This is a genomic window from Pseudomonas sp. NFACC24-1, assembly GCF_900115235.1.
Classification (GTDB): domain Bacteria; phylum Pseudomonadota; class Gammaproteobacteria; order Pseudomonadales; family Pseudomonadaceae; genus Aquipseudomonas; species Aquipseudomonas fluorescens_AA.
Map to the genome: position 1 here is coordinate 95,281 of NZ_FOVS01000006.1, position 25,600 is coordinate 120,880.

The window sequence follows — 25,600 nt, forward strand, 5'->3', positions numbered from 1 at the left end:
GTAATGAATGTTCGTCTGCTGGGTGTGGCCTTGGCGATGGGTTTGTCGGTTCCGATGGCGGCTCAGGCGCAGATGCTCCAGCCGGGTTTGTGGGAATTGACCACCAGCAATATGAAGGTCGATAACCAGAACCTGCCGGACCTGCAACTGATCCTTGGCCAGTTGCAAACCCAGATGACCCCGGAGCAACGGGCGATGCTGGAAAAGCAGGGGATTACCATGGGGGGTAAAGGCATTCGCGTGTGCCTGACCCCGGCGCAGGTGCAAACCAATGACATTCCGCTGCAAGACCCGCAATCGGGTTGCAAGCAGCAGATCACCGAGCGCACCGGCAATCAGTGGAAGTTTCGCTTCAGTTGCCCGAAAGCCCAGGGTAATGGGGTCGCGACATTCCAGAGTGATCGTGAATTCACCACCAAGGTCAACGGCACGTTCAATGCCACCGGCATCCAGCAGAACGGTAGCCTCGACACTCGCGCGGTCTGGCTGGGGCAGGATTGCGGGACGGTCAAGCCGAGGGCTTGAAGCTCATTTGAAGTAATCGCTTGGTGAGCCTGTGGGAGCCAAGCATTGCTCGCAATGCAGACAATTCGGTGAGTCGCCAAGGACGTCACTGTTCATCGCGGACAGCCTTGCTCCCACACATGCTCTAAGGCCGGTTCAGCGCCTCGTACAACGTATTGAGGTTGTATTCGAACAGGCCGGTGAACGTGCTCGCCGGTCCGCTGGCGGCGAGTGCGTCGGAGTACAGCGTGCCGCCGATGTGAGCGCCGCTCTCTTCGGCAATCTGCTTGAGCAGACGCGCGTCCTTGATGTTTTCCATGAACACCGCTTTGACTTTCGCCTGACGGATCTGGGTAATCAGCGCCGCGACTTCTGCCGCCGACGGCTCACGTTCGGTGGATAACCCTTGGGGTGCCATGAACTCGATGCCATAGGCCTGGCCCAGGTAACCGAATGCATCGTGGGACGTCACGATCTTGCGATTACCGGCAGGCAATGCGCCGAGCTTGGCCTTGGCTTCGGCGAGTAGGGCGTAGATTTTCTTCAGGTATGCCTGGCTGTTGCGTTCGTAGTCGGCCTTGTTGGCCGGGTCGGCGGCTTCCAGTGCCTTGGTGATGTTGCTGACATACAGCTCGGCGTTCGCCAGGTTGTGCCACGCATGCGGGTCGGGGATGGTCTCTCCGTCCTCATCCAGTGAGCGCGGGATGACGCCACGGCTGGCACTGATCACCGGGACGCTGGTTTCTGTGCTGGTCACCAGGCGGTCCAGCCACGGCTCGAAGCCCAGGCCATTCTTGATAATCAGTTTTGCCTTGAGCAACGCCTTGGCGTCGTCTGGGGTGGGTTCGTAGGTGTGAGCATCGGCGTCCGGCCCGACCATGTTGGTGACTTGAATATGCTCACCACCGACCTGTCGGGTCATGTCGGCGAGGATGCTGAAGCTGGTCACCACCTGGAGTTTTTCGGCGGCGGACAGGGACATGGACAGCATCAGACTGATTAGCACGAGCAGTACGCGCATCGGGAAACACCTCATTGGGATGTGAGCAAGGGCGGGCGGCGCAGCAAACCGTGCACCGGCCCGAATACCACCGACAGCAGATACGACACGCCCGCCACCAGAACGATGGACGGTCCGCTGGGCAGTGAGTAATAGAACGACAACAGCAGGCCAAGCCAAACCGAGAGGCAACCGAGCAGCGCGGCGATCAGCATCAGCAGCGGCAGGCGACGGCTCCAGAATCGCGATGCGGCGGCTGGTAGCATCATCAGGCCGACCACCATCAACGCGCCGATGGCCTGGAAACCGATCACTAGGTTTAGTACCACCAAGGTCAGGAATACGCCGTGGGCCAACGGGCCGAGACGACTGACGGTTTGCAGGAACAGTGGGTCTAGGGTATCGAGCAGCAGCGGTCGATAAATCAACGCCATCGCTACCAGGCTGGCGCCGGAAACCCACAGCATGCCGTTGAGTGTGGGGCCGTCCACCGCCAAGGCCGAGCCAAACAGCAGGTGCAGCAAGTCCAGGCGTTTGCCGGCCATGCCGAGGATCAACACGCCGGCCGCCAGGGAGATGGGATAAATCGCCGCGAGGCTGGCGTCCTCTCGTAGGCCAGTGCGCCGGGTAATCCAGGCGGCGAGCCCAGCCATGCTCAGGCCCGCGCCCAGGCCGCCCAAGGTCAAGGCCGGCAGGCTCAGCCCGGCAAACCAGAAGCCCAGGGCGGCACCGGGCAGTATGCCGTGAGCCACGGCGTCACCGATCAGGCTCATGCGCCGAAGAATCAGGAACACACCCAGCGGCGCCGTGCTGCACGCCAACACCAGGCCGCCCAGCAGGGCCCGACGCATGAAGACGAACTCTTGGAAGGGTTGCCAGAAATGCGTGGCCGCGAGCATCAGGCCACCCACGCATGGGGTTGTTGGGCGATCAAATCGACACTGCGGCCCAGCACGCAGCCGGTGTTTTTGATCAGCAGCGTATGGGGGACATGTTGGCGTACCGCTGCCAGGTCATGACACACCACCACGAGGGTCCGGCCCGCCGCGTGCCAGCGATGAATGTGTTTCCACAGTAGCGCCTGGCCTTGTTCGTCGAGGGCGGCGTGGGGTTCGTCGAGCAACAGCAACGGCGCTTCGGCCAGGCTCAGGCGAGCGAGCAGGGCGCGTTGCAGCTCGCCTCCCGACAGCGCCATGAGCGGGCGCTGCTCAAGGCCGATCAGTGCCCAATCGTCCAGTACGGTCTGCAGCAACTGTCTACGCGTGGCTGGCGTGTGGCGATTGCCCCAAGACCCGGCCGCCACCAGGTCTTGCAAGTTGATGGGAAATTGCCGATCCAGATGTTGCTGCTGGGGCATGAATGAGACGCCACCACGTCGTGGAACATTCAAGGTGACTTTGCCGGCCAGCGGCTTTTGCAGCCCTGCGAGCACTTTCAACAGGCTGCTTTTTCCCGAGCCGTTGGCACCGATGATGGCGGTGAGGCTGCCCGCCGGTCGCTCCATGGCGAGGGGCGGTGTGAGGGGTTGTCCGGGTGCACCCCAGCGCAGTGCTTGGCAGTCGATCATGATGGCTCCCGGGTCCAGCGGCTTTGCGCCACGGCGTCATGGGCATGAAGGCTTTCGGCATGAACGACGCGTACATCCAGGGCGGTGATCTCCGATGAGCGGGCCAGGACCGTGCTCAATCGTCGCGCGGCGTCTTCGCAGAACATCAGGTTTTGTCCGTTGGCCAGGGCGAAGGCTTGTTCATCGGCGCGTTTCACGGCGGTCTGCACGGCGGTGCCGAGGGCTGCTTCGGCTTGGTTGATGAATGACTGCAGTGGTAATTCGTCGACAGCGGTGTCCAGACGCAGGGTCAAGGTCGCCGTGCTGCGCTGGCTATGAGGGGTGGCGACAATGCCGTTCGATGAGCCCAGCCAGGCGAGAATTTCGGCATGCTCAAGTTTCTTGTTAGCAAAGTCGTCGACAAATTGCTGTTGGATCAACTGCCGGGCAAGGGCTGCCGAACAAGGGCAAGTCGAGGAATAGGGGATCTGAATTTTCAGTTCCACGTGGAACATTGTGTTTTTCAACTGAGCTTCGATGCTCACCGGATAACCTTTCCAGCCTGCCAACGGGCTGATTAACGCCGGACGTTTGAGCAGTAGATTGGTATGCACGCTGAGCGAAGCCGCATGGGATAAGCCTTCATGGCTATCAAGAAATTGCTCCAGGATCCGGCGCAGTAGCGCCGGAGAAAGTGGCGTCTCTTCCAGCAACCCCAGCGCCAGATATAAGCGCGACATATGAATGCCACGCGCTTCGCTGTCGTCGAGGCTGACACCGGCATCGGCCGTTGCGCTGAGACGTTGACCGTCAATCAACACCGGCGTTGCGATGCCACACATGCCTACCCAATCAAGGGGCAGGGTTTGACGTGAAACCTGCGCAGCCACGTCGGGCAACGTTAACGCATTCATGGTCAAGGCCCATCGAAGGTTAAAATTAGATGTTATAGTATAACAGTTAATTTTAAGAAGCCTTTTCCATGAAAGGAGTTTCATCTCCCTGAATGTTCACGTTCCACGTGAAACATTAACGCGATGAATCCTGGCACCCGTTCATGCGCCCGCATGTAAATGCGCCGTTGCTGCCGCCCGAGCTTGAAAAACGATTGAGGGTGGTCCAGCCCACACGCCGGCTGTATCCAACCCAACTTTCTCCATCCGACGCCAGTCCGGTAAAGAACGTGAGCTGACCGTAACGGCTGTTCGTTTGCGCCCAATAGCGGCGACTGGCCGCTTCAAAACCGCGTAAATAAAGAGTGTTTCCAGCCGTCGCAACGCTATAGGCATTGCCTTGTATATCCACGCACGCCAGCAAATTCGCGCTACGGGTGCAGTTTGCCAAGAGCGGACTCTGGGCAGCAGCGCCTAACGCCCACAGCAACAGCGGGCCCGCAAAAACAAATTTCAGAGGATTGCGCATGGATGGATCTCAGACGAATGAGGAGCGGCGGGGCTGGTTGAACTGTATTGTTATACTATAACATAAAACAACCAAGCCTTGGAAACGAGCCGTGATCGAAGCGGCCGCCCGATGAGGATATACCTGATGCCCAATCGTCTTCCCGTCACCGTACTTTCCGGATTCCTCGGTGCCGGTAAAAGCACACTGCTCAATCACGTCCTGCGTAATCGCGACAATCTGCGGGTTGCTGTGATCGTCAACGATATGAGCGAGATCAACATCGATGGCAGCGAAGTCCAGCGAGATGTCACCCTGAGTCGTTCCGAAGAGAAACTGGTGGAAATGAGCAACGGTTGCATCTGCTGCACGTTGCGTGAGGACTTGCTCGAAGAAGTCGGGCAACTCGCCAGGGAAGGTCGTTTCGACTACCTGCTGATCGAATCCACCGGTATTTCCGAACCGCTGCCAGTGGCGGAAACCTTCACGTTTCGCGATGAAGAGGGCCGAAGCCTGGCCGATGTGGCGCGACTCGATACCCTGGTCACGGTGGTCGATGGGGTGAATTTTCTGCTGGATTACCAGGCCGCCGAAAGCCTGGCGTCACGGGGCGAAACCCTGGGTGAGGAGGATGAGCGCTCGATCACCGATCTGCTGATTGAACAAATCGAGTTTGCCGACGTGATTCTGATCAGCAAGATCGATCTGATCAGTCAGCATGAGCGGGAAGAGTTGACCGCGATTCTGCAGCGTCTCAACGCCCAGGCGCAGATCATTCCGATGGTCATGGGGCAGGTGCCACTGGGCAGAATCCTCGACACAGGCCTTTTCGACTTCGAACGCGCCGCCCAGGCACCTGGCTGGCTACAGGAACTGCGCGGTGAGCACGTGCCAGAAACCGAGGAATACGGCATCGCCTCGACTGCTTATCGGGCTCGCCGGCCGTTTCATCCCCAGCGGTTCTTCAACTTCATCGACCGGCCGTGGCCCAATGGCAAACTCCTGCGCTCCAAGGGGTTCTTCTGGCTGGCCAGCAAACCTGAGGAGGCGGGCAGTTGGTCCCAGGCTGGCGGCTTGATGCGACATGGCTTCGCCGGGCGCTGGTGGCGGTTCGTGCCGAAAAACCAATGGCCACAGGATGAAGAGAGCACAGCGGCGATCATGAAGAACTGGCTGGCTGCCACAGGCGATTGCCGTCAGGAGCTGGTCTTCATTGGTCAGGACATTGATTTTGGCCAACTCGCCGCTGAATTGGACGCTTGCCTGCTCACCGATGCGGAAATGGCCCTCGGGATCGAAAATTGGCGCTTGTTGCCGGATCCGTTCGGGCCGTGGCATGAAGAGGTTGCAGCGTGATGCTGGCGCCCAGTCTGAAACGCGCGACACAGGTACGGCAGGTCCAAGGTGATACGCCAGGGGTATTCACGCAGATCCTGGACGACGGCATCAACTTGGCAGTCTGGCAGCGTCAGCTTCCCGCCCACATCAGCGATTTTGCGGCCATGGTGCTGGCGATGGACCAGCCGCTGGCTGAATCACGGGTGCTCGATTTGCCAGAGGAAGACACCCAGCCAGCGCTGCACGGTCTGGCCGCAGGTTTCAGCGACCTGCAGGGCTATGAGGGTTTTATCGCCGATGTTTCCTGGCTGGTCTGTGCGTTTGCCTGCCTGTTGGGCGCGCAACGTGTCGGTCTGCGTCTGCGCACGCTGGACAAGGCCATGTGCCCGCGCTTCCACGTTGACCACGTACCGGTACGGCTGTTGACCACTTATGCGGGCGTCGGCAGCCAGTGGCTCAAGGAAGAAGCCATGGATCGCCGGCACCTGGCACAGCCTGAGGCCGAGCCGGTTGATCCGCGCGTGATCCAGCAGTTTGGTTGCGGTGATGTCGGCTTGCTTAAAGGCGAGAAATGGCACGGTAATGAGGGATCTGGCCTGATCCATCGCTCGCCTGCGCCCGCCCCGGGAGAGCGTCGCCTGATGCTCACGCTGGATTGGCTGGCTTAGGGCTTGAGCCAGGTGCCTTGGCTTTGCCCTTCGCAAAATGGCTGCAGGTACGCGGCATCGGTCGCCACACCGTAATAGTGAATATCCTGGCGGTAAGGCATATTGGCGACCTGGGCGTTGCTGCAAACGCCGAACGCGCCGCCAGGGCATTGATCGACGTAGTGCACCTCGACCTTCTGGCCGGCAAGGTTTGGCTGGCAGAAGCCATCGGCAAACAGTTTCTGTGGAATGCTGCGGTTCTGTTGGCAGACTTTCACATCGAGTCGCTCCGCCTGGCTGTGAACCACGCAGGCCTGGGCCAGCGCCTGGTCCGACGTCAGTGCCAGTAACAACCAGCCGATCAATCGCATGTTCACCTCCATCGAAAGCCGTCGATTATGTTGCAGCACATTCCTACCCATGTCATCGCCGGCCCTTTGGGCGCCGGCAAGACCAGCCTGATCAGGCATCTGCTGGCCCAGCGACCGGCCAATGAACGCTGGGCGGTGCTGATCAACGAGTTCGGCCAGATCGGCCTGGATGCCGCGCTGCTGACCCAGGCTGGCGATGGTATCGCACTGGGCGAAGTGGCCGGCGGCTGCTTGTGCTGCGTCAATGGCGCGCCGTTTCAGATCGGTCTTGGGCGTTTGCTGCGCAAGGCCCGGCCGGATCGGCTGTTCATCGAACCCTCGGGCCTGGGTCATCCGGCACAGTTGATGCGGCAACTGAGTGAAGCGCCCTGGCTCGGCGTGCTCGCGGTACAACCCTGTGTGCTGGTGTTGGATGCCCGGGCGATGGCGGACGGCAAACCCTTGCCCGAAGCGCAGCGACAAACCCTGGCGGATGCCGGACTGCTGGTGCTGAACAAATCCGAGAGCCTCACGCAGGCCGATCGCGAACGGGTGACAGCGCAACTGTCAGGGGCAGCGTTGTACTGGACGCAACAAGCGGCATTACCACTCGATCGATTGCCAGGCCTCGCGGCTCAGGGCAGTGGGTCTGTGGATAACGTGAACCTGCCCAAGAGCCTGGGCCAGATCCCGGCCATCTGGACCGACCCGACGCAACCCATCTGCCTGTATCAGCAGCAGGACGGAGGCTGGAGTATCGGCTGGCGCTGGCACCCAAGCCAACGATTCGACGCAGCGGCGCTCGCGCGATGGCTACAAGACCAGGGCTGGAAACGGGCGAAGATGGTTATCCACAGCCGCGACGGTTGGGTTTCAGCCAATGCGTTGGAGGGGGCGGCCCTGGGGTGGCAAACCAGCGAGTGGCGCCAGGATTCTCGGATCGAGCTGATTTTCGATCAGCCGCAAGATGTCGATCGCCTGAAAGCCGGACTGGTGAGTTGTCGGTGTTCCTGAGTCAGCCCCGTTTCAAGGCTTCCACTTGTTGTGTTCCTGGCGCCACTGGCTCAATTCGATGACTTCGGCCCTGGGCCTGGTCTGGACCGGTTCGATGGGCGTTGGCGGTGTTTCTTCGAAGGGCATCGGGTAGGGCGCCAGCTCTATATGTGCGCTGTGGGCCCCAAATTGGGTGATGGTGCCCGAATGGCGGCTTTCGCCGGTGACGGTGAACTCGAAGGTGTAGACGCGAGCCAGGCGTCGTCGACCATTGGCGTCCTTCACGAAGCCGATTTTTTTCAGCGCCACGTTGCCGTCCAGCAGCTCGATCTTGAGGTTGGCGCAATGCTGCATGACCCTCGCCAACGCCCGTTCGCGCAAGCCATGGTTGTGCCACAGCCAGGCGCCGCCGGTAGCCAGTAGCATCAGCACGAAGATGTTTCCAAGGGTCAGCATGAACGAAGTGCTCCAACAAGTTGCTGTCAGCTTAACTGTCTCGCCGGTCTGTCGTACAGGCTGTGTTTAGTCGCATACTGCGCGGCTTGAATTTCAATCGTTTTACGGAAACTTCCCGCATGAAACGTACGCCTCATCTGCTTGCCATTCAGTCCCACGTGGTGTTCGGTCACGCTGGCAATAGCGCCGCGGTGTTTCCGATGCAGCGGGTCGGCGTGAACGTCTGGCCGCTCAATACCGTGCAGTTTTCCAATCACACCCAGTACGGCCAATGGACCGGTGAGGTGCTGGCGCCAGAGCAGATACCTGCATTGGTGGAAGGCATTGCCGCTATCGGTGAGCTGGGGAATTGCGATGCGGTGTTATCCGGTTACCTGGGCAGCGCGGCTCAGGGGCGGGCGATTCTGACGGGCGTGGCGCGGATCAAGGCCGCCAACCCCAAGGCGCTGTACCTGTGCGACCCGGTCATGGGGCACCCTGAGAAGGGCTGCATCGTGGCACCCGAGGTGAGCGAATTTCTCCTGGAAGAAGCCGCTGCCGTGGCGGACCTCATGTGCCCGAACCAACTGGAGCTGGACAGTTTTTCGGGGCGCAAGGCGCAGTCATTGCTGGACTGCCTGGCCATGGCCCGCGCGTTGCTGGCCCGTGGCCCGAAGGCGGTGCTGGTCAAGCATCTGGCCTACCCCGGCAAACCCGATGGCAGTTTCGAAATGCTGCTGGTGACCGCCGATGGCAGTTGGCACCTGCGTCGTCCATTGTTGGCTTTCCCGCGCCAGCCGGTGGGGGTGGGCGACCTGACGTCGGGCTTGTTCCTGGCGCGGATTCTGCTGGGGGACAGTTTGGTCGCGGCGTTCGAATTCACCGCCGCGGCGGTGCACGAAGTGCTGCTGGAGACCCAGGCCTGCACCAGCTATGAGTTGGAACTGGTCCGCGCCCAGGACCGGATCGCCCATCCACGGGTGCGGTTCGAGGCTATGCCAATCAGCCTCTGATCGCCCCTGTGGAATGCTGCAAATCCCTGTGGGAGCGAGCTTGCTCGCGATGAGGGCATCACATTCAACTCGATGCTGGCTGTGACATCGCCATTGCGAGCAAGCGCCCTTCCACCGTTGCTTTTCGGCGCCCGCCTAAGGCCCGTCCGCCTTGATCTCCTGGTAGCGCCTCTCCAGTTCCTGGCGGATCTGCCGACGTTGCTGGGCTTGTTCGTAGCGGCGTTTTTCTTCGCTGTTTTGCGGCTGCAAGGGCGGCACGGTCGCGGGCTTGCGTTGGTCATCCACCGCAACCATGGTGAAGAAGCAACTGTTGGTGTGGCGCACCGAGCGTTCGCGAATGTTTTCGGTCACGACTTTGATGCCCACTTCCATCGACGTGTTGCCGGTGTAGTTCACCGAGGCCAGGAAGGTCACCAGTTCGCCGACATGAATCGGCTCACGAAAGATGACCTGGTCGACCGACAGGGTCACCACGTAGCGTCCGGCGTAGCGGCTGGCGCAGGCATAGGCGACTTCGTCGAGGTATTTGAGCAAGGTGCCGCCATGGACATTGCCAGAGAAGTTGGCCATATCGGGGGTCATCAACACCGTCATCGACAGCTGGGCGTTTCCGGGTTCCATAACGTACTCACGGTTCAAGGCAGTCATTCGGGAGTGCACCTCTGCGGGTGCTGGGGAGTGGCCTGCGAACAGGTCACCAGGTTTTAAAAACCACCGATATCGGGACGCTGCGCCTGTGGTTGCCGTCACGCGCCGATGGATCTGTTTCCATATATTGCACCGTCTTTTTGTCGGAAGTCGCGGTGTTACCCTTCAAAAGCCCGTTGCGAGGGCAATTCCTACAGAGGAAACGGATTTCTCCAGCTCTGCAGTGAGTCATTTTGAACAGGGAGCCCCGACATGCATGCCATCAGTTTCATCCAGGATTTGGCGATCATCATGATGGCGGCGGGGTTGGTGACCGTACTCTTTCATCGTTTCAAACAACCGGTGGTATTGGGCTACATCGTGGCCGGCTTCATCATTGGTCCGCATACGCCACCGTTCGGCTTTATCCATGACGAAGACACGATCAAGACCCTGGCCGAGCTCGGGGTGATCTTCCTGATGTTTTGCCTGGGCCTGGAATTCAGCCTGCGCAAACTGTTCAAGGTCGGCGCCACGGCCTTCATCGCGGCGTTCCTCGAAATTGTGCTGATGATCTGGATCGGCTACGAAATCGGCCGCTGGTTCGACTGGAGCACCATGGACTCGCTGTTCCTCGGTGCCATCCTGGCCATTTCGTCCACCACGATCATCGTCAAGGCGCTCAACGACCTGAAGATGAAAAACGAGCGCTTCGCCCAGCTGATTTTCGGGGTGTTGATCGTCGAGGACATCCTGGGCATTGGCATCATCGCCTTGCTATCGAGCATTGCCGTCAGCGGCACCGTGAGCTCTGGCGAGGTATTTTCCACCGTCGGCAAGTTGTCGCTGTTCATGATCGTCGCGTTGGTCATCGGCATTCTGCTGGTGCCGAGGGTGCTGGCCTACGTGGCGAAGTTCGACAGCAACGAAATGCTGCTGATTACCGTGCTCGGCCTGTGTTTCGGCTTCTGCCTGCTGGTGGTGAAACTGGAATACAGCATGGTGCTCGGGGCGTTCCTGATCGGTGCGATCATGGCCGAGTCCCGGCAGCTGCTGAAGATCGAGCGCCTGGTGGAGCCGGTGCGTGATCTGTTCAGCGCGATCTTCTTCGTCGCCATCGGGTTGATGCTCGATCCGGCGATACTGCTGCAGTACGCCTGGCCGATTGCCGTGATCACGGGCGCAGTGGTGCTCGGTAAGATGTTGTCCTGCGGCCTCGGTGCCTTTATTGCGGGCAACGATGGACGCACCTCGCTGCGCGTAGGGATGGGGCTTTCGCAGATCGGCGAGTTTTCCTTCATCATCGCGTCGTTGGGGATGACCCTGCAGGTCACCAGCGATTTCCTCTATCCAGTCGCGGTCGCCGTCTCGGTGTTGACCACTTTGCTGACGCCGTACCTGATCCGGGCTGCCGACCCGTTGTCCGTCAAGTTGGCGACGGTCATGCCCCAGCGCCTGACGCGGGTGCTGGGGATGTACGGCGAATGGCTGCGTAGCATCCAACCCCAGGGTGAAGGGGCGATGGTGGCGTCGATGATCCGGCGAATTTTGCTGCAGGTCGGCGTCAATCTGGCGCTGGTGATTGCGATTTTTGTCTCGGGTGGTTTTTTCGCCGAGCGGATGTCGGCTTACCTGCAAGCATGGATCAGCGACCCGAGCTGGCAGAAAGCACTGATCTGGGGTGGGGCGTTGCTGCTGTCGCTGCCGTTCCTGATCGCCGCGTACCGCAAGCTCAAGGCGCTGTCGATGCTGTTGGCGGAGATGGGCGTGAAGCCGGAGATGGCTGGGCGCCACACCCAGCGTGTGCGTCGGGTGATCGCAGAAGTGATCCCGATTCTCTCGCTGCTGGTGATTTTCCTGCTATTGGCAGCCTTGTCGGCCAGCATTCTGCCGACCAACAAGGTGCTCGTACTGATCGCCGTGGTGGCGACTGCCGTGGCGGCGCTGCTCTGGCGCTGGTTCATCCGCCTGCATACGCGGATGCAGGTGGCCTTGCTTGAAACCCTGGACAACCACAAGGAGTCGTCCGGGCATTGACCGGCGACGGGTCAGCTTTCCAGCCAGACGTCCCGGGCCCAGTGCCAGACCGATTCCCAGGTTTCCTCGGCGATCAGTTCTTCTTCTGCCTGCCACAGCACTACCGTGCCGTCCTCTTCGACGCAGTAGTAATCGTCACCGTCCTGGCAGATCGGGACCAGGCTGCGGTCGACACCGGCATCCCAGGCGTTGGCGGCCACGTCCGGCAGGTAGGTGTGGGATTGTGGATCGGTGACGGTCACCGGCTCCAGGCTGCCGTAGACGACATCGCTGACGGTCAGCAAAAACTCCCTGAAGACGAATGGGATATCGATGAACAGCTGCTCTTCGATCTCTACCAGCAAATCTTCGTCGGGCAATTCCAGCGGGACCGGTACGGGTTCGTTGGCTTCACGCAATTGTTCGATGATTTCTTCCACGTCCGGGGATCCTCTTTCTCGATGGCGCGGTTTTATATGAAGCGGTTTATACAGTAGCTCGCTATAGATGCAACCGCGAAATAGAAAACCCCGGCCTGGGCCGGGGTTCTTTTATTTCAACATGCAAAACGGTCAAAGGTTCAACCGTTCTGGCGGATACCTGCCACCAGCCAAGGCTGGTCATCGCCCTGGGCGCGTTCCATGTTCCAGCTTTCGCTGAACGCTTCGCCCTTGTCGAAGCGAGAATCCTTCGACACACCGATGAAGGTCAGGGTGGCGATGGTCTTGTCGGCGCGATCGTCGACACCGTCCAGTTGCACCTGCAGGTTATCGATGTAGGTGGACTGAAAGCCATCACCCAGCTCGGCTCGCTCGCGCTTGAGGAACTCCAGCAGTTGCGGGGTCACGAACTCGGCGATCTTGTCCATTTCGTTCGCGTCCCAATGCTGCTGCAGGGCCATGAAGTGGTTGCGCGCGGCTTCGATGAAGCGCTGCTCGTTGAACCAGGCCGGCGCATTGATGACCGGACGAGCGGCCGCAGGCGCTGCCGAACCACCGAAGATCGAACCACTGGCAGGCTGCTGGTTGAACACTTCACGCTGCATCGGCGCGTGGCCGGCTGGAGCGAATTGCTCCTGCTGCTTGCGACGACGAGCGGCAATGAAGCGGAAGACCAGGAAGGCGATGACCGCCATGATCAGGATGTCGAAGATCTGCATGCCCTGGAAGCCGTCGCCCATGAACATGGAGGCGAGCAGGCCACCGGCGGCGATGCCGGCCAGGGGGCCGAGCCAGCGCGAAGCACCGCTGGCCTTGGTGGCAGCGCCTGCGGCACCGGCCGCGCCTGCGGTGGCAGCGGTGGAGCCGGCGGCAGAGGACGGCGCCATCTGGCTGGTCTGGTGAGTCGGGGCTGCCCCCGAGCTTTTACCACCGCCAAAGCGCTTGGCAGCATTGGCATCGATGGCCATCGTCAGGCCGATGCACAACGCCATGGCGACGCTAAGAAAACGTTTCATATAAAGGCATTCCCATTTGTGGATAGCACGCGGGCCATGTTGCACAGGTGAACTGTTGCTGGCTAGCGGCAGAGTGTTTCCGGCTTTTGCGTGACAGGTTAGGTTCAGCTTCAACCGCGTAAGAGGGCTTGTTCGCTTTGGGCTGTAGGAAAGAGGAACAAGTTCTATCGGAAATGTTTCCCAGAACAACTGTGGGAGCGAGCTTGCTCGCGATAACGGTGTGTCAGTCAGCATCAATAATGACTGATCGACCGCTATCGCGAGCAAGCTCGCTCCCACAGGGGCCTACATAAATCTTTAGATCGCTTCCAGCTTGGCATACCCCAGCATCAGCCACTTGCTGCCTTCGCTGAAGTTCACCTGCACCCGGGCCTGGGCGCCGGCGCCTTCGAAGTTGAGGATGACGCCGTCGCCGAACACCGAGTGCCGCACGGTCTGGCCGAGGCTGAAGCCGGTTTCCGGGATGTCGCTGCCGCCGAACAGGCTGCTGCTTTGTTGCTGGCCGCCACCGAACGGTCGGCTGACACTGTTGGACAGCCGCACTTCCTGGATCAGGCCCTTCGGCACTTCACGTACGAAGCGCGACACCTTGTTGTAGGTCTCGCTGCCATACAAGCGTCGGGTTTCGGCGTAGGTCATGACCAGATTCTGCATGGCACGGGTGATACCAACGTAGGCCAGGCGCCGTTCCTCTTCCAGGCGTCCCGGTTCTTCCAGGCTCATCTTGTGGGGGAACAGGCCTTCTTCCATGCCCACAAGGAACACGTAGGGGAATTCCAGGCCCTTGGCGCTGTGCAGGGTCATCAGCTGGATGCTGTCTTCATGTTCGTCGGCCTGGGTGTCGCCGGCCTCCAGGGAGGCGTGACCCAGGAAGGCCGACAGCGGCGACAGGTCTTGGTCTTCTTCGGTGTTCTCGAAGTTGCGCGCGGCGCTGACCAGCTCCTCAAGGTTTTCCACCCGGGCCTGGCCTTTCTCGCCTTTTTCCGCTTCGTGGTAGGCGATCAGGCCGGACTGCTCGATGACGGTCTGGGTCATCAAGTGCAGAGGCATCTCCCCGCACTTGGCGGCCAGGTCTTCGATCAGGTCCATGAAGGCCTTCAGGGCGCCGGCGGCGCGACCGGTCACGCCTTTGTTGGTCACCAGTTGGCGCATGGCTTCCCACATGGACACGTGGCTGTGGCGCGCATGATCGCGAATCGCTTCGACGGTTTTCTCGCCGATGCCTCGCGTCGGCACGTTGATCACCCGCTCCAGGGCCGCGTCGTTGCCGCGACCTTCGAGCAGGCGCAGGTAGGCCATGGCGTTCTTGATTTCAGCACGCTCGAAGAAGCGTTGGCCGCCATAGATGCGGTAGGGGATCCGTTCGCGCAGCAACGCTTCTTCCAGCACCCGCGATTGGGCGTTGGAACGGTACAGGATGGCGATGTCGCTGCGGGCCAGGCCGGTTTTCAGCGCACTTTCGATGGTTTCCACCACGTAGCGGGCTTCATCGTGTTCGTTGAAGGCGGCGTAGAGGTTGATCGCTTCGCCTTCGCCGCCGTCGGTCCACAGTTCCTTGCCCAGGCGCCCGGTGTTGTTGGCGATCAGGGCGTTGGCGGCCTTGAGGATGCCGGCGGTTGAGCGGTAGTTCTGTTCCAGGCGGATGACTTCGGCGTCAGGGAAGTCTGCCGAGTACTGGTGAATGTTCTCGATCTTGGCGCCGCGCCAGCCGTAGATCGACTGATCGTCGTCACCCACCACCATCAGGCTGTCGCCGCCCTTGGCGAGCAAGCGCAACCAGGCGTATTGCACGGCGTTGGTGTCCTGGAATTCGTCCACCAGTACATGCCGGAAGCGCTTTTGATAGTGGGCCAGCAGGCCTGGATGGTCGCGCCACAGGTCCAGGGCCCGTAGCAGCAGCTCGGAAAAGTCGATCACCCCGGCACGCTGGCACGCCGCCTCGTAGGCTTCGTAGATGCTGCGCATGGTCGCCAGGAACAAGTCGCCGCTGGCCTGGATGTGCTGCGGGCGCAGGCCTTCGTCTTTCTGGCCGTTGATGAACCATTGGGCCTGGCGGGCGGGCCAGCGCTGTTCGTCCAGGCCCAGTTCGCGGATCACCCGCTTGACCAGGCGCTGCTGGTCGTCGCTGTCCAGGATCTGGAAGGTCTGGCTCAACCCGGCTTCCTGCCAATGCGCCCGCAACAAGCGGTGCGCCAGGCCGTGGAAGGTGCCGACCCACATGCCGGCGGGGTTGATGCCCATCAGTTGTTCGATGCGATGGCGCATCTCGGCCGCGGCCTTGTTGGTGAACGTCACCGACAGGATCGAATGGGGCGAGGCGTTCTCGACCTGGATCAACCAGGCGATACGGTGCACCAGCACTCGGGTTTTACCGGAGCCGGCACCGGCCAGGACCAACTGACGACCCACGGAGGCAGCTACGGCCTGACGTTGGGCATCGTTGAGGGAGTTCAGCAGAAGGGAGAGATCATCGCGCATCGGCGCATTCTAGGGTGCGGCGTCACCCCGGGCAAACCGAGCTTTGCATCAGCCGATAAAAGACCGCTGGGTGATGACCGGCGGGTCACAGGCTACAGGCGTTGGCGGGACTCGCTCCGGAGGGGTGCCACCTAATGAAATAGCGACTTTTTTCCTTGTTTTTATGAGCTGGGGCAGTGTGGGATGGCCCATGGCTTGTGTATGCTCGGTGCTCGTTTCGGGTTCTCCACGCTTGACTGAATAAGAACAAGAACAGTGCCAATGACCCTCAATTCCGATCCGGCGGGCCCCTGTGTGGAACCGCGGGTCATCTGCAAGCAGTACGCCACGGAGATGGCGGTCGAGCGCACACGTCTGTTGTATCAAGGCTCACTGCTGCCTACGTTGTTCATGCTGCTCAATGGTCTGGTCTGCGCCGCGCTGTTATGGGAGCCGCGGCGCTATTTCCTGGTCAGCGTCTGGCTCGTCTGGTTGTTGTCGCTGGTGGCGCTGCGGGTAATCCAGGTGGCGGCTTTCGATTCGGCGATGCCAAGCCGCCAGGCGCACCCGATCTGGTTGCGCATGTTTTTGCTGGGCTCGGCGATGACCGGCCTGACGCTGGCCGGGGCTGGCATCGCGCTGGTCCCGGCCGACAGCTTCCAGCAGCAGGCCTGGGTGTTCGGCCTGATTGGCGCGGCGGTGCTGTCGGCCAGTGTGGCTTATGCCGTGAGCCTTCCAGCGTTCCTGTCCTTCACCTTGCCCTGCCTGTTGCCGGCCATCGGTTATCTCTTCTGGGGTGGCGATGAGCAGCAACGTGGCTGGGGCTGGCTGGGCCTGATTGTGCTGGTTTCCCTGAGCGTGGTGGCCTGGCAAGTCAATCGCTTGATCCAGAGTGGCATGCTGCGACGCTTCCAGAACCAGGCCCTGATCGAGCATCTGCAGCAAACCCAAACCCGCAGTGCATTGCTCAACGAGGCGCTGGCCCGAGAGGTCGAGCAACGTCGTTCGGCCGAAGAGAAACTGCGGGCGGCCCAGGTTGGCCTGGAGGCGCGGGTTGCGCAACGCAGCCTTGAACTGGAGGTCGCCAGCCAGGCCCTGAGCAAGAGCGAGGCGCGTCTGGCCCTGGCCCTCAAGGCCAGTGAGCTGGGGTTGTGGGACTGGAACCTGCAGACTGACGAGGTCCATCACACCCAGCTCAAGGAGTTGTTCGGCCTGGAGCCCGAATACGTCACGGCGATGCTCAGTCACCTCACCCCGCGCTTGCACCCCCAGGACGTACCGGCGCTCAAGCGTGCCCTGGTCGAACACCTCAAGGGTCGCAGCGAGGATTACCAGATCGAATACCGTGTGCGTCACGGCGATGGTCACTGGGTCTGGATCGAAGATCGCGGCCGGGCCGTCGAGCGCAGCGCGAGCGGACGGGTGCTGCGCATGGTCGGCACCCGGCGCGACATCAGCGTCAGCAAGGAACTCGAGCAGCAACGCCAACTGGCGGCCACGGTGTTCGAGGCCGCCAGCGAAGGTATTGTGATTTTCGACCCCAACTACCTGTTGCTCGCCGCCAATCAGGCGTTCACGCGGGTCACCGGTTTCAATATCCAGGACATGCTCGGGCGCAACGTGGTCGACCTGCCGTGCAGCCGCGATGCGCGTCGGCACTACCCCGTCATTCGCCAGTCGCTCAAGCAGCACGGCACCTGGCAGGGTGAGTTGGTGGAGGCACGGGCCAACGGCGAGCTGTATCCGCAGTGGCTGCAACTGAACGTCGTGCGCGATGCTCGGGGAAATGTCAGCCATATAGTGGGCTTCTTCGCCGATCTTTCGGCGCGGCGCGAATCCGAAGAACGGATGCGCTACCTGACCCATTACGACGAATTGACTGGGTTGGCGAATCGTTCGCTGTTTCGCGAACGCTTGAACGAAGCGCATCAGCGGGTGCGCCAGGGTGGACGGCGCAGCCTGGCGTTGCTGCATATCAACCTGGACCGTTTCAAATTGCTCAACGACAGCCTCGGCCATGACATCGCCGACCAGTTGTTGCAGAAAATGGCGCGGCGCCTGATCAACGCGCTGCCCGAGGCGGATACCATCGCCCGGTTATCCGGCGATGAGTTTGCGGTGTTGTTCGATGCCTACGGCAACCTTTCAAGCCTGGCGCGGGTGGCGACCCGATTGGCCTCCAAGCTGCGCGTTCCGCTGACCATCGAGGGCCATGAACTGGTGCTCAGTGCTTCCATCGGCATCAGCCTGTTGCCTGACAACACGCGGGAAATTGCCACGCTGGTCAGCCAGGCGAACATGGCCATGCAGCACGCCAAGCATTTGGGGGGCAACAACTTCCAGTTCTACACCGAGAGCCTCCAGGCCAGCACGCTGGAGCGCCTGCAACTGGAAAACCAACTGCGCAAGGCCTTGGAAGAGCAACAACTGACGGTCTTTTATCAGCCGAAACTGTGCCTGGCGACCGGTCGCCTGAACGCCGCCGAGGCGCTGGTGCGCTGGGATCATCCGGCCATGGGACGGGTTCCGCCGGGGGATTTCATCGGCTTGGCCGAAGAGACCGGGTTGATCGGGCCGATTGGCGAGTTCGTGTTGCGCCAGGCCTGTTGGCAGGCGTGCGAATGGCAGCGCCAGGGGCTCGAGCCGATCAGGGTGTCGGTCAATCTGTCGGTGCATCAGTTGCGCCAGGGCAAGCTGGTCAGCCTGGTGCGACAAGTGCTGGAAGAAACCGGTCTGGCACCCCAGTACCTGGAGCTGGAGTTGACCGAGAGCCAGTTGCTCGACAGCGTCGAACACATCATCGCCACATTCCAGCAATTGCGTGACCTTGGGGTCAAACTGGCGATCGACGATTTTGGCACCGGCTACTCATCCCTGAGCTACCTCAAACGTATCCCGGTGGACTACGTGAAGATCGACCAGGCATTCATTCGCGGGCTGGGCGAGGGCAGCGTGGATACCGCCATTACCCGGGCAATCATTGCAATGGCCCATGGGCTGTCGCTCAAGGTAGTGGCCGAAGGCGTCGAGCGGCAGGAGCAGCTCGATTTCCTCAGGAACGAGCGTTGCGATGAGGTGCAGGGTTATCTGATCAGTCGGCCAGTGGAAGCTGATGGGTTGGCCGGGTTGTTGCGGATGCAGCACTTGACGGAATGAACCCGGTCCTCGATTGGAACTTCCCGCCAGACGCTTTTAGTGTCTGGCGGGAAGTTATTAACATGCGCTTAGTTGGTCACGAGTACTTCATCAATGTGATGCAGCAACTGCCCTTCGAAAAAAATGCTCACGCCGGTGACATGAGATTCGCCCGGTACTCTGTATTCGACGACTTTGTCGGTTATGACCGGCAGTGAAACTTCATTGGAAGATTCAAGTTCCAACTCCAGTCGAAGATCAAAGGACTTGTCCTGCATCGGGCTTCGTACCAGCTTTGGCGTAATGCCGGTGTGGGGGACGGTTACAGTGCCAAAGGTACGGAACGACGCGGCACCTGGCATGCGATCGATTTGTGCGTTCCAATCTTTAGTTGTGATTTTCATGATAGTAACTCCTGTAGTTAGTTGATTGCGTCCTGCGGGAGCCAATATATCGACTTTGACTTGATGGTGTCTGGGAAATTGCGATTGGGATTGTAAGAAGACGTTAGTTGTCGAGTGAGTTGCCAGATTTTCCGTGGGTCATATTATCGATGACGGCTGGAGTATGTTGTTGGGGAAGTAGTCAGTGATTGAATAGATGGTTTCCCCCAGCCAGAGGCTCAGGTCGCGTCTGGGGATCAACCGATCGGCAGCGCAGAGGGTTTGCGCCAAGGCCCAGGCTGCTACATCTGGCGATCCTCGGCCAAAACAAGGGGGCAGCGCGGCAATCCAGTTACGTTTTGGACGGGCAAAGCGCCAATTCTTGTAGTATAACTACAAGCTTGCTACATCCCGGCATTTGCCCATAACAAGAGTCCAGCGCCTTGAACCTGTTGCAACACATCGCCCAGTCACGCCACTTGCTGCGCAAGTCGGAGCTGAAAGTCGCCGATCACGTACTGCTTGATCCAGCGGCCGTGATGCATAGCTCCATGGCCGATCTTGCCCACAGCGTGGGCATCAGCGAACCGACCATCGTGCGCTTCTGCCGGGCCATCGGTTGCTCGGGTTTCCAGGACCTGAAACTCAAGCTGGCGCAAAGCCTGGCCGCCGGGGCGAGCTTCGGTCAGTTTGCGATCCATGAAGATGACTCGGTGGCGGACTACAGCCTGAAAATCTTCGACACCACCCTGCATACGTTGATGGAGGTTCGCGAGAAACTTGACCCGGTGGCGTTGCAAAAGGCTGTCACGGCCATGTCCCAGGCCCAGCGTGTCGAGTTCTATGGCTTCGGCGCTTCGGGCGCGGTGGCGGCCGATGCCCAGCACAAGTTCTTCCGGTTGCTGCTCACGGCGGCAGCCTATTCCGACCCGCACATGCAGGCCATGTCGGCAGTGACGTTGAAACCCACCGATGTGGCGATCTGCATTTCCCAGTCGGGGCGCTCCAAGGATCTGCTGATCACCGCGAACCTGGTGCGTGAAAGCGGTGCCTCGCTGATCACCTTGTGCCCGAGCCAGACGCCACTGGCGGAGCTGTCCACGGTGAACCTGGCCATCGACGTGCATGAAGACACCGAGATCTACACGCCGCTGACCTCGCGCATCGCCCACCTGGTGGTGATCGACGTCTTGGCAATGGGCGTCGCCATGGCCCGTGGCCCGAGCTTGGTCAACCACCTCAAGAGCGTGAAGCGCAGCCTTCGCAGCCTGCGGCTGTCGCCCAAGTCGGTGAAGGCGCTGGACGACTAAATCCCAAGTCAGTAGGGCAAGCGCTCTTGTGGCGAGGGGATTTATCCCCGTTGGACTGCGCAGCAGTCCCAAGCTGTCCTCAGGGGTATCTATTTGAAGTGGGGGCTTCTTGGGAGGACTGCTTCGCAGCCCAACGGGGATAAATCCCCTCGCCACAGGCTTACCCTCCAAAAGATCCAATCGCCGGAATTCATCGTTCTGTAACTCCCGCGCCGCCAAACGGTCATCGCGCGCCGTCATCGTGAAACTCCCGTATACGTCTTGGGAGTCTCGACATGACCCAGTCCTACGAAGAACGCAGCGCCGTCAAAACCCGTCGTCAGCAGGAAGATCAGCGCCGCATGGCGTTCCGTCGCGCCATCGAAGACCGCTATGAGCAGCGCCAGCTCCTGGCCGAGATCAGCGAATTTCCTGACGTGGCAGAATTCAATTACTGGCAGGCATCGTCGGCGGTTTCCCGTCGAAACGCTCAACCAGGCCAATGATCTGAGCGCGCTCGCCGCGCACGAACGCCAGGAAGGCATGGGCCACCGGTGACAGGCGCTTGGCCCTGGCCTGCACCAGGCACCAACTGCGGTACAGCGGCAACTCCTCCACCGGTAGCTCGATGAGTGCGCCGGACGACAGCTCCCGGCTCACGGCGTGGCGCGTCAACAGCGCCACGCCCAGCCCGGCCACCACGCATTCGCGCTGGGCTTCCGCCGACGCCACTTCCAGCGTCTGGGTGAAATGCACCCGTTTCTCCTTGAAGTATTCCTCGCAGGCCAGTCGCGTGCCGGACCCCGGTTCGCGCAACAGCAGCGTGTAGGGCTCCAGGTCCTGCAAGCGCAGCGGACCCAGGTGGCTCAGCGGATGATCGGGCGGCGCCACGGCGACGATCGGATTGTTGAGGAAGGGCAGGAACTCCAGGCCCATGTCCTGGGGCACCATGGACATGATCACCAGGTCGTCACGGTTGTCCGAGAGGCGGCGGATGACCTGGCCCCGGTTGACCACCGTGAGGTTCAGATTGACCTCCGGATGCTGGCGCTTGAACGCGGCGAACAGGTGCGGGACGAAGTACTTGGCGCTGGACTCCACCGCCAGCTTCAATTGGCCTTGCAGCGACCCCTGCATGTCCGAGAGCTGCATATCGAGGTTTTCCAGGCGCCCGAAGATGTCTCGGCTGGCACGTTGCAGGGCTTCGGCGGCTTCGGTCATGTAGAGTTTCTTGCCGACATACTCGAACAGCGGCTGGCCAATCAGCTCTTCCAGGGATCGGATCTGTAGGCTAACGGCCGGTTGTGTGAGAGACATTTCGTCGGCTGCACGGCTGTAAGACCTCAGGTCGCACACCTCGTTGAAAATCTGCAATTGACGCAATGTCATACGCATCAATGACTTACGCATTTTCTAGGCACTCTGGAGTGGGACGGATAATGCAACTATAAGTCTTTGCTTATGCACGACCCAATAATTATTCATTTTTGTTAATCCACAGCCAGGACTAGTGTGGAGCTGCGACCAATTGTTACATCTGGTCACGCGTCGGCCTGGACCTCAGGCCGTGGTATCACCGGCTCAAGGGAACCTCCAATTGATAACAAAGATCCTGATCGCCAACCGTGGTGAGATTGCCGTCCGCATCGTGCGCGCTTGCGCCGAGATGGGCATTCGCTCGGTCGCGGTCTACTCCGACGCGGACCGTCATGCGTTGCATGTCAAGCGTGCGGACGAGGCCCACAGCATCGGCGCCGATCCGCTGGCCGGCTACCTCAACCCGCGCAAACTGGTGAACCTGGCGGTGGAAACCGGCTGCGATGCCTTGCACCCCGGTTACGGTTTCCTTTCGGAAAACGCCGAACTGGCGGACATCTGCGCTGAACGCGGCATCAAATTCATTGGCCCGTCGGCGGAAGTCATTCGCCGCATGGGCGACAAGACCGAAGCGCGCCGCAGCATGATCAAGGCCGGTGTGCCGGTCACGCCAGGCACCGAAGGCAACGTATCGGGCATTGAAGAAGCGCTGACCGAAGGTGATCGGATCGGTTACCCGGTGATGCTCAAGGCCACGTCTGGCGGCGGCGGTCGCGGTATCCGTCGCTGCAACAGTCGGGAAGAACTGGAACAGGCCTTCCCCCGGGTCATCTCCGAAGCCACCAAGGCATTCGGTTCGGCGGAAGTGTTCCTGGAAAAATGCATCGTCAACCCAAAGCACATCGAAGCGCAGATCCTGGGGGACAGTTTCGGCAACGTGGTGCACCTGTTCGAGCGTGATTGCTCGATCCAGCGTCGCAACCAGAAGCTGATCGAAATCGCCCCGAGCCCGCAGTTGACGCCCGAGCAGCGCGCCTACATCGGCGACCTGTCGGTGCGCGCGGCCAAGGCCGTGGGCTACGAGAATGCCGGCACCGTGGAGTTCCTGCTCGCCGAAGGCGAGGTGTACTTCATGGAGATGAACACTCGGGTGCAGGTGGAACACACCATCACCGAAGAAATCACCGGTATCGACATCGTTCGCGAACAGATCCGCATCGCTTCCGGGCTGCCACTGTCGGTCAAGCAGGAAGACATCCTGCACCGGGGTTTCGCGTTGCAGTTCCGGATCAACGCCGAGGACCCGAAAAACAACTTCCTGCCCAGCTTCGGCAAGATCACCCGTTACTACGCCCCTGGCGGCCCGGGTGTACGCACCGACACGGCGATCTACACCGGCTACACCATTCCGCCGTTCTACGATTCGATGTGCCTGAAACTGGTGGTCTGGGCGTTGACCTGGGAAGAAGCGATGGACCGTGGCCTGCGAGCCCTGGATGACATGCGCCTGCAGGGGGTCAAGACCACCGCCGCGTATTACCAGGAGATCCTGCGCAATCCGGAATTCCGCAGCGGCCAGTTCAATACCAGCTTCGTTGAAAGCCACCCTGAACTGACCAACTACTCGATCAAGCGCAAACCCGAAGAGCTGGCCCTGGCCATCGCCGCCGCCATTGCCGCCCACGCAGGCTTATGAACAAGCAGCGGCGAGCTGCAAGCGCCAAGCTACAAGTGAGAGCGGATCAGCTTTTACTTGCAGCTTGTAGCTTGAAGCTTGCCGCTATGAGGAGCTCCTGAAATGTCCAAGAAAATCTTTGTAACCGACACAATCCTGCGCGACGCCCACCAATCGCTGCTCGCCACCCGCATGCGCACCGAAGACATGCTGCCGATCTGCGACAAGCTCGATAAAGTCGGCTATTGGTCGCTGGAAGTCTGGGGCGGCGCGACATTCGACGCCTGCGTGCGCTTCCTGAAGGAAGACCCGTGGGAGCGCCTGCGCCAACTGCGCGCGGCGCTGCCCAACACTCGCTTGCAGATGCTCCTGCGCGGCCAGAACCTGCTGGGCTACCGCCATTACAGCGATGATGTGGTCAAGGCGTTCGTGGCCAAGGCCGCGGTCAACGGCATCGACGTGTTCCGTATTTTCGATGCGATGAACGACGTGCGTAACCTGCGGGTCGCCATCGAAGCGGTGAAGGCCGCCGGCAAGCACGCCCAGGGCACCATCGCCTACACCACCAGCCCGGTGCACACCATCGAGGCGTTCGTGGCCCAGGCCAAGCAGATGGAGTCCATGGGTTGCGACTCGGTGGCGATCAAGGACATGGCCGGCCTGCTGACCCCGTATGCCACTGGCGAACTGGTGAAAGCGCTGAAGGCCGAGCAATCGTTGCCGGTGTTCATCCACTCCCACGACACCGCCGGCCTGGCCGCGATGTGCCAGCTCAAGGCCATCGAAAACGGTGCCGATCACATTGATACCGCGATTTCCAGCTTCGCCTGGGGCACCAGCCATCCGGGCACCGAATCGATGGTCGCTGCCCTTAAAGGCAGTGAGTTCGACACGGGGCTGGACCTGGAGCTGCTGCAGGAAATCGGCCTGTACTTCTACGCCGTGCGCAAGAAGTACCACCAGTTCGAAAGCGAGTTCACCGCCGTGGACACCCGCGTCCAGGTCAACCAGGTACCGGGCGGGATGATCTCCAACCTCGCCAACCAGTTGAAAGAGCAGGGCGCACTGAACCGGATGAACGAAGTGCTGGCGGAGATCCCGCGGGTACGCGAAGACCTCGGCTTCCCGCCGCTGGTGACCCCGACCTCGCAGATCGTCGGCACCCAGGCGTTCTTCAACGTGTTGGCCGGTGAGCGCTACAAGACCATCACCAACGAAGTGAAGCTCTATCTGCAGGGCGGCTACGGCAAGGCGCCAGGTTCGGTGAGTGAAAAGCTGCGTCGCCAGGCCATCGGCAGCGAAGAGGTGATCGACGTGCGTCCGGCCGATTTGCTCAAGCCGGAAATGACCAAGCTGCGTGGCGAAATCGGTGCGCTGGCCAAGTCCGAAGAGGACGTGCTGACCTATGCCATGTTCCCGGACATCGGTCGCAAGTTCCTCGAAGAACGCGACGCCGGCACCCTGACCCCGGAAGTGCTGCTGCCAATCCCCGAGGCGGGCAGCGTCAGTTCCGCCGGCGGCGAAGGCGTACCGACCGAGTTCGTCATCGACGTTCACGGCGAAACCTATCGTGTCGACATCACCGGTGTGGGCGTCAAGGCTGAAGGCAAGCGTCACTTCTACCTGTCCATCGATGGCATGCCGGAAGAGGTCGTGTTCGAACCGCTCAATGAGTTTGTCGGCGGCGGCAGCAGTAAGCGCAAGCAAGCCACTGCGCCGGGCCATGTCAGCACCACCATGCCGGGCAACATCGTCGATGTCCTGGTCAAGGAGGGCGACGTGGTGAAGGCCGGCCAAGCGGTGCTGATCACCGAAGCCATGAAGATGGAAACCGAAGTGCAGGCGGCCATCGCCGGCAAGGTCACCGCCATTCATGTGGCCAAGGGCGACCGGGTCAACCCGGGCGAGATCCTGATCGAGATCGAAGGCTGAGTTAACAGCCTCGATACAACGTTTTAACCTCGGGGGGGCATGTGCTCCCCTTTTTTTGCCCAATTTTCCGCAGTCCTTGTAGGAGC

General features: G+C 60.6%; 24 protein-coding genes. 11 read left to right on the forward strand and 13 right to left on the reverse strand.

Translation table 11 applies throughout. The annotated features are described in order from the left end of the window. The first annotated feature begins 3 nt into the window (after nt 1–3). Entirely contained in the window at nt 4–525 is a 522-nt protein-coding gene (locus BM317_RS08125) for a DUF3617 domain-containing protein (RefSeq protein WP_060739953.1), read from the forward strand. Between the two features lie 124 nt (nt 526–649). Here BM317_RS08125 and BM317_RS08130 read toward each other — a convergent pair whose 3' ends face one another. From BM317_RS08130 to BM317_RS08150, 5 genes are all read right to left on the reverse strand, one after another. Further along, nucleotides 650–1,525, reverse strand: a complete 876-nt coding sequence (locus tag BM317_RS08130; RefSeq protein ID WP_092473871.1) for a metal ABC transporter substrate-binding protein — start codon at nt 1,523–1,525, stop codon at nt 650–652. A gap of 11 nt (nt 1,526–1,536) precedes the next feature. Continuing rightward, nucleotides 1,537–2,403, reverse strand: a complete 867-nt coding sequence (locus tag BM317_RS08135; RefSeq protein WP_092168254.1) for a metal ABC transporter permease — start codon at nt 2,401–2,403, stop codon at nt 1,537–1,539. Continuing rightward, the gene (locus tag BM317_RS08140; protein WP_092473873.1) at nt 2,403–3,071 is read right to left on the reverse strand and encodes a metal ABC transporter ATP-binding protein; all 669 of its coding nucleotides are present in this window, start codon (nt 3,069–3,071) and stop codon (nt 2,403–2,405) included. Before BM317_RS08140 ends, BM317_RS08135 begins: the two co-directional genes overlap by 1 nt. After that, complete coding sequence (folE2, locus tag BM317_RS08145; protein ID WP_092473875.1) at nt 3,068–3,964, reverse strand: GTP cyclohydrolase FolE2; 897 nt, start codon at nt 3,962–3,964, stop codon at nt 3,068–3,070. Before folE2 ends, BM317_RS08140 begins: the two co-directional genes overlap by 4 nt. A gap of 115 nt (nt 3,965–4,079) precedes the next feature. Next, nucleotides 4,080–4,472 carry a glutamine synthetase gene (locus tag BM317_RS08150; RefSeq protein WP_092473877.1) on the reverse strand — a complete coding sequence of 131 codons (393 nt, stop codon included), beginning with the start codon at nt 4,470–4,472 and terminating at the stop codon, nt 4,080–4,082. Nucleotides 4,473–4,598: 126 nt separating this feature from the next. Here BM317_RS08150 and zigA point away from each other — a divergent pair, with 126 nt between their 5' ends. Both zigA and BM317_RS08160 read left to right on the forward strand, forming a co-directional pair. Next, on the forward strand, nt 4,599–5,807 hold the full coding sequence (gene zigA / locus BM317_RS08155) for a zinc metallochaperone GTPase ZigA (RefSeq protein WP_092473879.1): 1,209 nt from the start codon (nt 4,599–4,601) through the stop codon (nt 5,805–5,807). After that, nucleotides 5,807–6,457 carry a DUF1826 domain-containing protein gene (locus BM317_RS08160; RefSeq protein WP_092473881.1) on the forward strand — a complete coding sequence of 217 codons (651 nt, stop codon included), beginning with the start codon at nt 5,807–5,809 and terminating at the stop codon, nt 6,455–6,457. The genes zigA and BM317_RS08160 overlap by 1 nt, the downstream gene beginning before the upstream one ends. Here the strand turns inward: BM317_RS08160 and BM317_RS08165 are convergent. Beyond that, a complete protein-coding gene (locus BM317_RS08165; protein ID WP_092473883.1) occupies nt 6,454–6,807 on the reverse strand; it encodes an NADH:ubiquinone oxidoreductase in 354 nt (117 codons plus the stop codon). The two genes, BM317_RS08160 and BM317_RS08165, sit on opposite strands and share 4 nt — an antisense overlap. A gap of 27 nt (nt 6,808–6,834) precedes the next feature. Between BM317_RS08165 and BM317_RS08170 the strand changes: the two genes are divergently transcribed. Further along, nucleotides 6,835–7,800: a CobW family GTP-binding protein gene (locus BM317_RS08170; RefSeq protein WP_092473885.1), complete on the forward strand. Its 966-nt coding sequence runs from the start codon at nt 6,835–6,837 to the stop codon at nt 7,798–7,800. A gap of 12 nt (nt 7,801–7,812) precedes the next feature. Here BM317_RS08170 and BM317_RS08175 read toward each other — a convergent pair whose 3' ends face one another. Further along, nucleotides 7,813–8,235, reverse strand: coding sequence for a DUF3301 domain-containing protein (locus tag BM317_RS08175; RefSeq protein ID WP_092168278.1), 423 nt, complete (start codon nt 8,233–8,235; stop codon nt 7,813–7,815). Nucleotides 8,236–8,354: 119 nt separating this feature from the next. Between BM317_RS08175 and pdxY the strand changes: the two genes are divergently transcribed. Next, nucleotides 8,355–9,227: a pyridoxal kinase PdxY gene (gene pdxY, locus BM317_RS08180; protein ID WP_092473887.1), complete on the forward strand. Its 873-nt coding sequence runs from the start codon at nt 8,355–8,357 to the stop codon at nt 9,225–9,227. Between the two features lie 135 nt (nt 9,228–9,362). Here the strand turns inward: pdxY and BM317_RS08185 are convergent, their stop codons facing one another. Next, complete coding sequence (locus tag BM317_RS08185) at nt 9,363–9,848, reverse strand: acyl-CoA thioesterase (protein ID WP_060739964.1); 486 nt, start codon at nt 9,846–9,848, stop codon at nt 9,363–9,365. A gap of 279 nt (nt 9,849–10,127) precedes the next feature. On the opposite strand from BM317_RS08185, the gene BM317_RS08190 reads away from it, so the two are divergent. Next, complete coding sequence (locus BM317_RS08190; RefSeq protein WP_092168283.1) at nt 10,128–11,891, forward strand: cation:proton antiporter; 1,764 nt, start codon at nt 10,128–10,130, stop codon at nt 11,889–11,891. An 11-nt stretch (nt 11,892–11,902) separates the two neighbouring features. Here the strand turns inward: BM317_RS08190 and BM317_RS08195 are convergent, their stop codons facing one another. The 3 genes from BM317_RS08195 to uvrD all read right to left on the reverse strand — a co-directional run bounded on the left by BM317_RS08195 (nt 11,903) and on the right by uvrD (nt 15,804). After that, on the reverse strand, nt 11,903–12,310 hold the full coding sequence (locus tag BM317_RS08195) for an SMI1/KNR4 family protein (protein WP_092168286.1): 408 nt from the start codon (nt 12,308–12,310) through the stop codon (nt 11,903–11,905). A 140-nt stretch (nt 12,311–12,450) separates the two neighbouring features. Then, nucleotides 12,451–13,326, reverse strand: coding sequence for a Tim44 domain-containing protein (locus BM317_RS08200; RefSeq protein ID WP_092168289.1), 876 nt, complete (start codon nt 13,324–13,326; stop codon nt 12,451–12,453). A gap of 297 nt (nt 13,327–13,623) precedes the next feature. Continuing rightward, entirely contained in the window at nt 13,624–15,804 is a 2,181-nt protein-coding gene (gene uvrD, locus BM317_RS08205) for a DNA helicase II (RefSeq protein ID WP_092168292.1), read from the reverse strand. Nucleotides 15,805–16,065: 261 nt separating this feature from the next. On the opposite strand from uvrD, the gene BM317_RS08210 reads away from it, so the two are divergent. Further along, complete coding sequence (locus tag BM317_RS08210; RefSeq protein ID WP_092168295.1) at nt 16,066–18,939, forward strand: putative bifunctional diguanylate cyclase/phosphodiesterase; 2,874 nt, start codon at nt 16,066–16,068, stop codon at nt 18,937–18,939. A gap of 68 nt (nt 18,940–19,007) precedes the next feature. On the opposite strand, the gene BM317_RS08215 is transcribed toward BM317_RS08210, so the two are convergent. After that, a complete protein-coding gene (locus tag BM317_RS08215) occupies nt 19,008–19,322 on the reverse strand; it encodes a hypothetical protein (protein ID WP_092168298.1) in 315 nt (104 codons plus the stop codon). A gap of 422 nt (nt 19,323–19,744) precedes the next feature. Here BM317_RS08215 and hexR point away from each other — a divergent pair, with 422 nt between their 5' ends. Further along, complete coding sequence (gene hexR / locus BM317_RS08220) at nt 19,745–20,611, forward strand: transcriptional regulator HexR (protein ID WP_003187110.1); 867 nt, start codon at nt 19,745–19,747, stop codon at nt 20,609–20,611. A 275-nt stretch (nt 20,612–20,886) separates the two neighbouring features. Further along, on the forward strand, nt 20,887–21,096 hold the full coding sequence (locus tag BM317_RS08225; protein ID WP_092168301.1) for a PA3496 family putative envelope integrity protein: 210 nt from the start codon (nt 20,887–20,889) through the stop codon (nt 21,094–21,096). Here the strand turns inward: BM317_RS08225 and BM317_RS08230 are convergent. Next, nucleotides 21,038–22,000, reverse strand: a complete 963-nt coding sequence (locus BM317_RS08230) for a LysR family transcriptional regulator (protein ID WP_060739971.1) — start codon at nt 21,998–22,000, stop codon at nt 21,038–21,040. The two genes, BM317_RS08225 and BM317_RS08230, sit on opposite strands and share 59 nt — an antisense overlap. A gap of 187 nt (nt 22,001–22,187) precedes the next feature. Between BM317_RS08230 and BM317_RS08235 the strand changes: the two genes are divergently transcribed. Then, nucleotides 22,188–23,603: an acetyl-CoA carboxylase biotin carboxylase subunit gene (locus tag BM317_RS08235; RefSeq protein ID WP_025216234.1), complete on the forward strand. Its 1,416-nt coding sequence runs from the start codon at nt 22,188–22,190 to the stop codon at nt 23,601–23,603. A 102-nt stretch (nt 23,604–23,705) separates the two neighbouring features. Beyond that, nucleotides 23,706–25,514 carry a sodium-extruding oxaloacetate decarboxylase subunit alpha gene (oadA, locus tag BM317_RS08240; protein WP_092168304.1) on the forward strand — a complete coding sequence of 603 codons (1,809 nt, stop codon included), beginning with the start codon at nt 23,706–23,708 and terminating at the stop codon, nt 25,512–25,514. Nucleotides 25,515–25,600 lie beyond the last annotated feature (86 nt).

What these genes read in the sequence shown, in the direction of transcription:
- BM317_RS08125 (WP_060739953.1), top strand. Translation starts at nt 4, where the DNA reads ATGAATGTTCGTCTGCTGGGTGTGGCCTTGGCGATGGGTTTGTCGGTT.
- BM317_RS08130 (WP_092473871.1), bottom strand. Translation starts at nt 1,525, where the DNA reads ATGCGCGTACTGCTCGTGCTAATCAGTCTGATGCTGTCCATGTCCCTG.
- BM317_RS08135 (WP_092168254.1), bottom strand. Translation starts at nt 2,403, where the DNA reads ATGCTCGCGGCCACGCATTTCTGGCAACCCTTCCAAGAGTTCGTCTTC.
- BM317_RS08140 (WP_092473873.1), bottom strand. Translation starts at nt 3,071, where the DNA reads ATGATCGACTGCCAAGCACTGCGCTGGGGTGCACCCGGACAACCCCTC.
- folE2 (WP_092473875.1), bottom strand. Translation starts at nt 3,964, where the DNA reads ATGAATGCGTTAACGTTGCCCGACGTGGCTGCGCAGGTTTCACGTCAA.
- BM317_RS08150 (WP_092473877.1), bottom strand. Translation starts at nt 4,472, where the DNA reads ATGCGCAATCCTCTGAAATTTGTTTTTGCGGGCCCGCTGTTGCTGTGG.
- zigA (WP_092473879.1), top strand. Translation starts at nt 4,599, where the DNA reads ATGCCCAATCGTCTTCCCGTCACCGTACTTTCCGGATTCCTCGGTGCC.
- BM317_RS08160 (WP_092473881.1), top strand. Translation starts at nt 5,807, where the DNA reads ATGCTGGCGCCCAGTCTGAAACGCGCGACACAGGTACGGCAGGTCCAA.
- BM317_RS08165 (WP_092473883.1), bottom strand. Translation starts at nt 6,807, where the DNA reads ATGCGATTGATCGGCTGGTTGTTACTGGCACTGACGTCGGACCAGGCG.
- BM317_RS08170 (WP_092473885.1), top strand. Translation starts at nt 6,835, where the DNA reads ATGTTGCAGCACATTCCTACCCATGTCATCGCCGGCCCTTTGGGCGCC.
- BM317_RS08175 (WP_092168278.1), bottom strand. Translation starts at nt 8,235, where the DNA reads ATGCTGACCCTTGGAAACATCTTCGTGCTGATGCTACTGGCTACCGGC.
- pdxY (WP_092473887.1), top strand. Translation starts at nt 8,355, where the DNA reads ATGAAACGTACGCCTCATCTGCTTGCCATTCAGTCCCACGTGGTGTTC.
- BM317_RS08185 (WP_060739964.1), bottom strand. Translation starts at nt 9,848, where the DNA reads ATGGAACCCGGAAACGCCCAGCTGTCGATGACGGTGTTGATGACCCCC.
- BM317_RS08190 (WP_092168283.1), top strand. Translation starts at nt 10,128, where the DNA reads ATGCATGCCATCAGTTTCATCCAGGATTTGGCGATCATCATGATGGCG.
- BM317_RS08200 (WP_092168289.1), bottom strand. Translation starts at nt 13,326, where the DNA reads ATGAAACGTTTTCTTAGCGTCGCCATGGCGTTGTGCATCGGCCTGACG.
- uvrD (WP_092168292.1), bottom strand. Translation starts at nt 15,804, where the DNA reads ATGCGCGATGATCTCTCCCTTCTGCTGAACTCCCTCAACGATGCCCAA.
- BM317_RS08210 (WP_092168295.1), top strand. Translation starts at nt 16,066, where the DNA reads ATGACCCTCAATTCCGATCCGGCGGGCCCCTGTGTGGAACCGCGGGTC.
- BM317_RS08215 (WP_092168298.1), bottom strand. Translation starts at nt 19,322, where the DNA reads ATGAAAATCACAACTAAAGATTGGAACGCACAAATCGATCGCATGCCA.
- BM317_RS08225 (WP_092168301.1), top strand. Translation starts at nt 20,887, where the DNA reads ATGACCCAGTCCTACGAAGAACGCAGCGCCGTCAAAACCCGTCGTCAG.
- BM317_RS08230 (WP_060739971.1), bottom strand. Translation starts at nt 22,000, where the DNA reads ATGCGTAAGTCATTGATGCGTATGACATTGCGTCAATTGCAGATTTTC.
- oadA (WP_092168304.1), top strand. Translation starts at nt 23,706, where the DNA reads ATGTCCAAGAAAATCTTTGTAACCGACACAATCCTGCGCGACGCCCAC.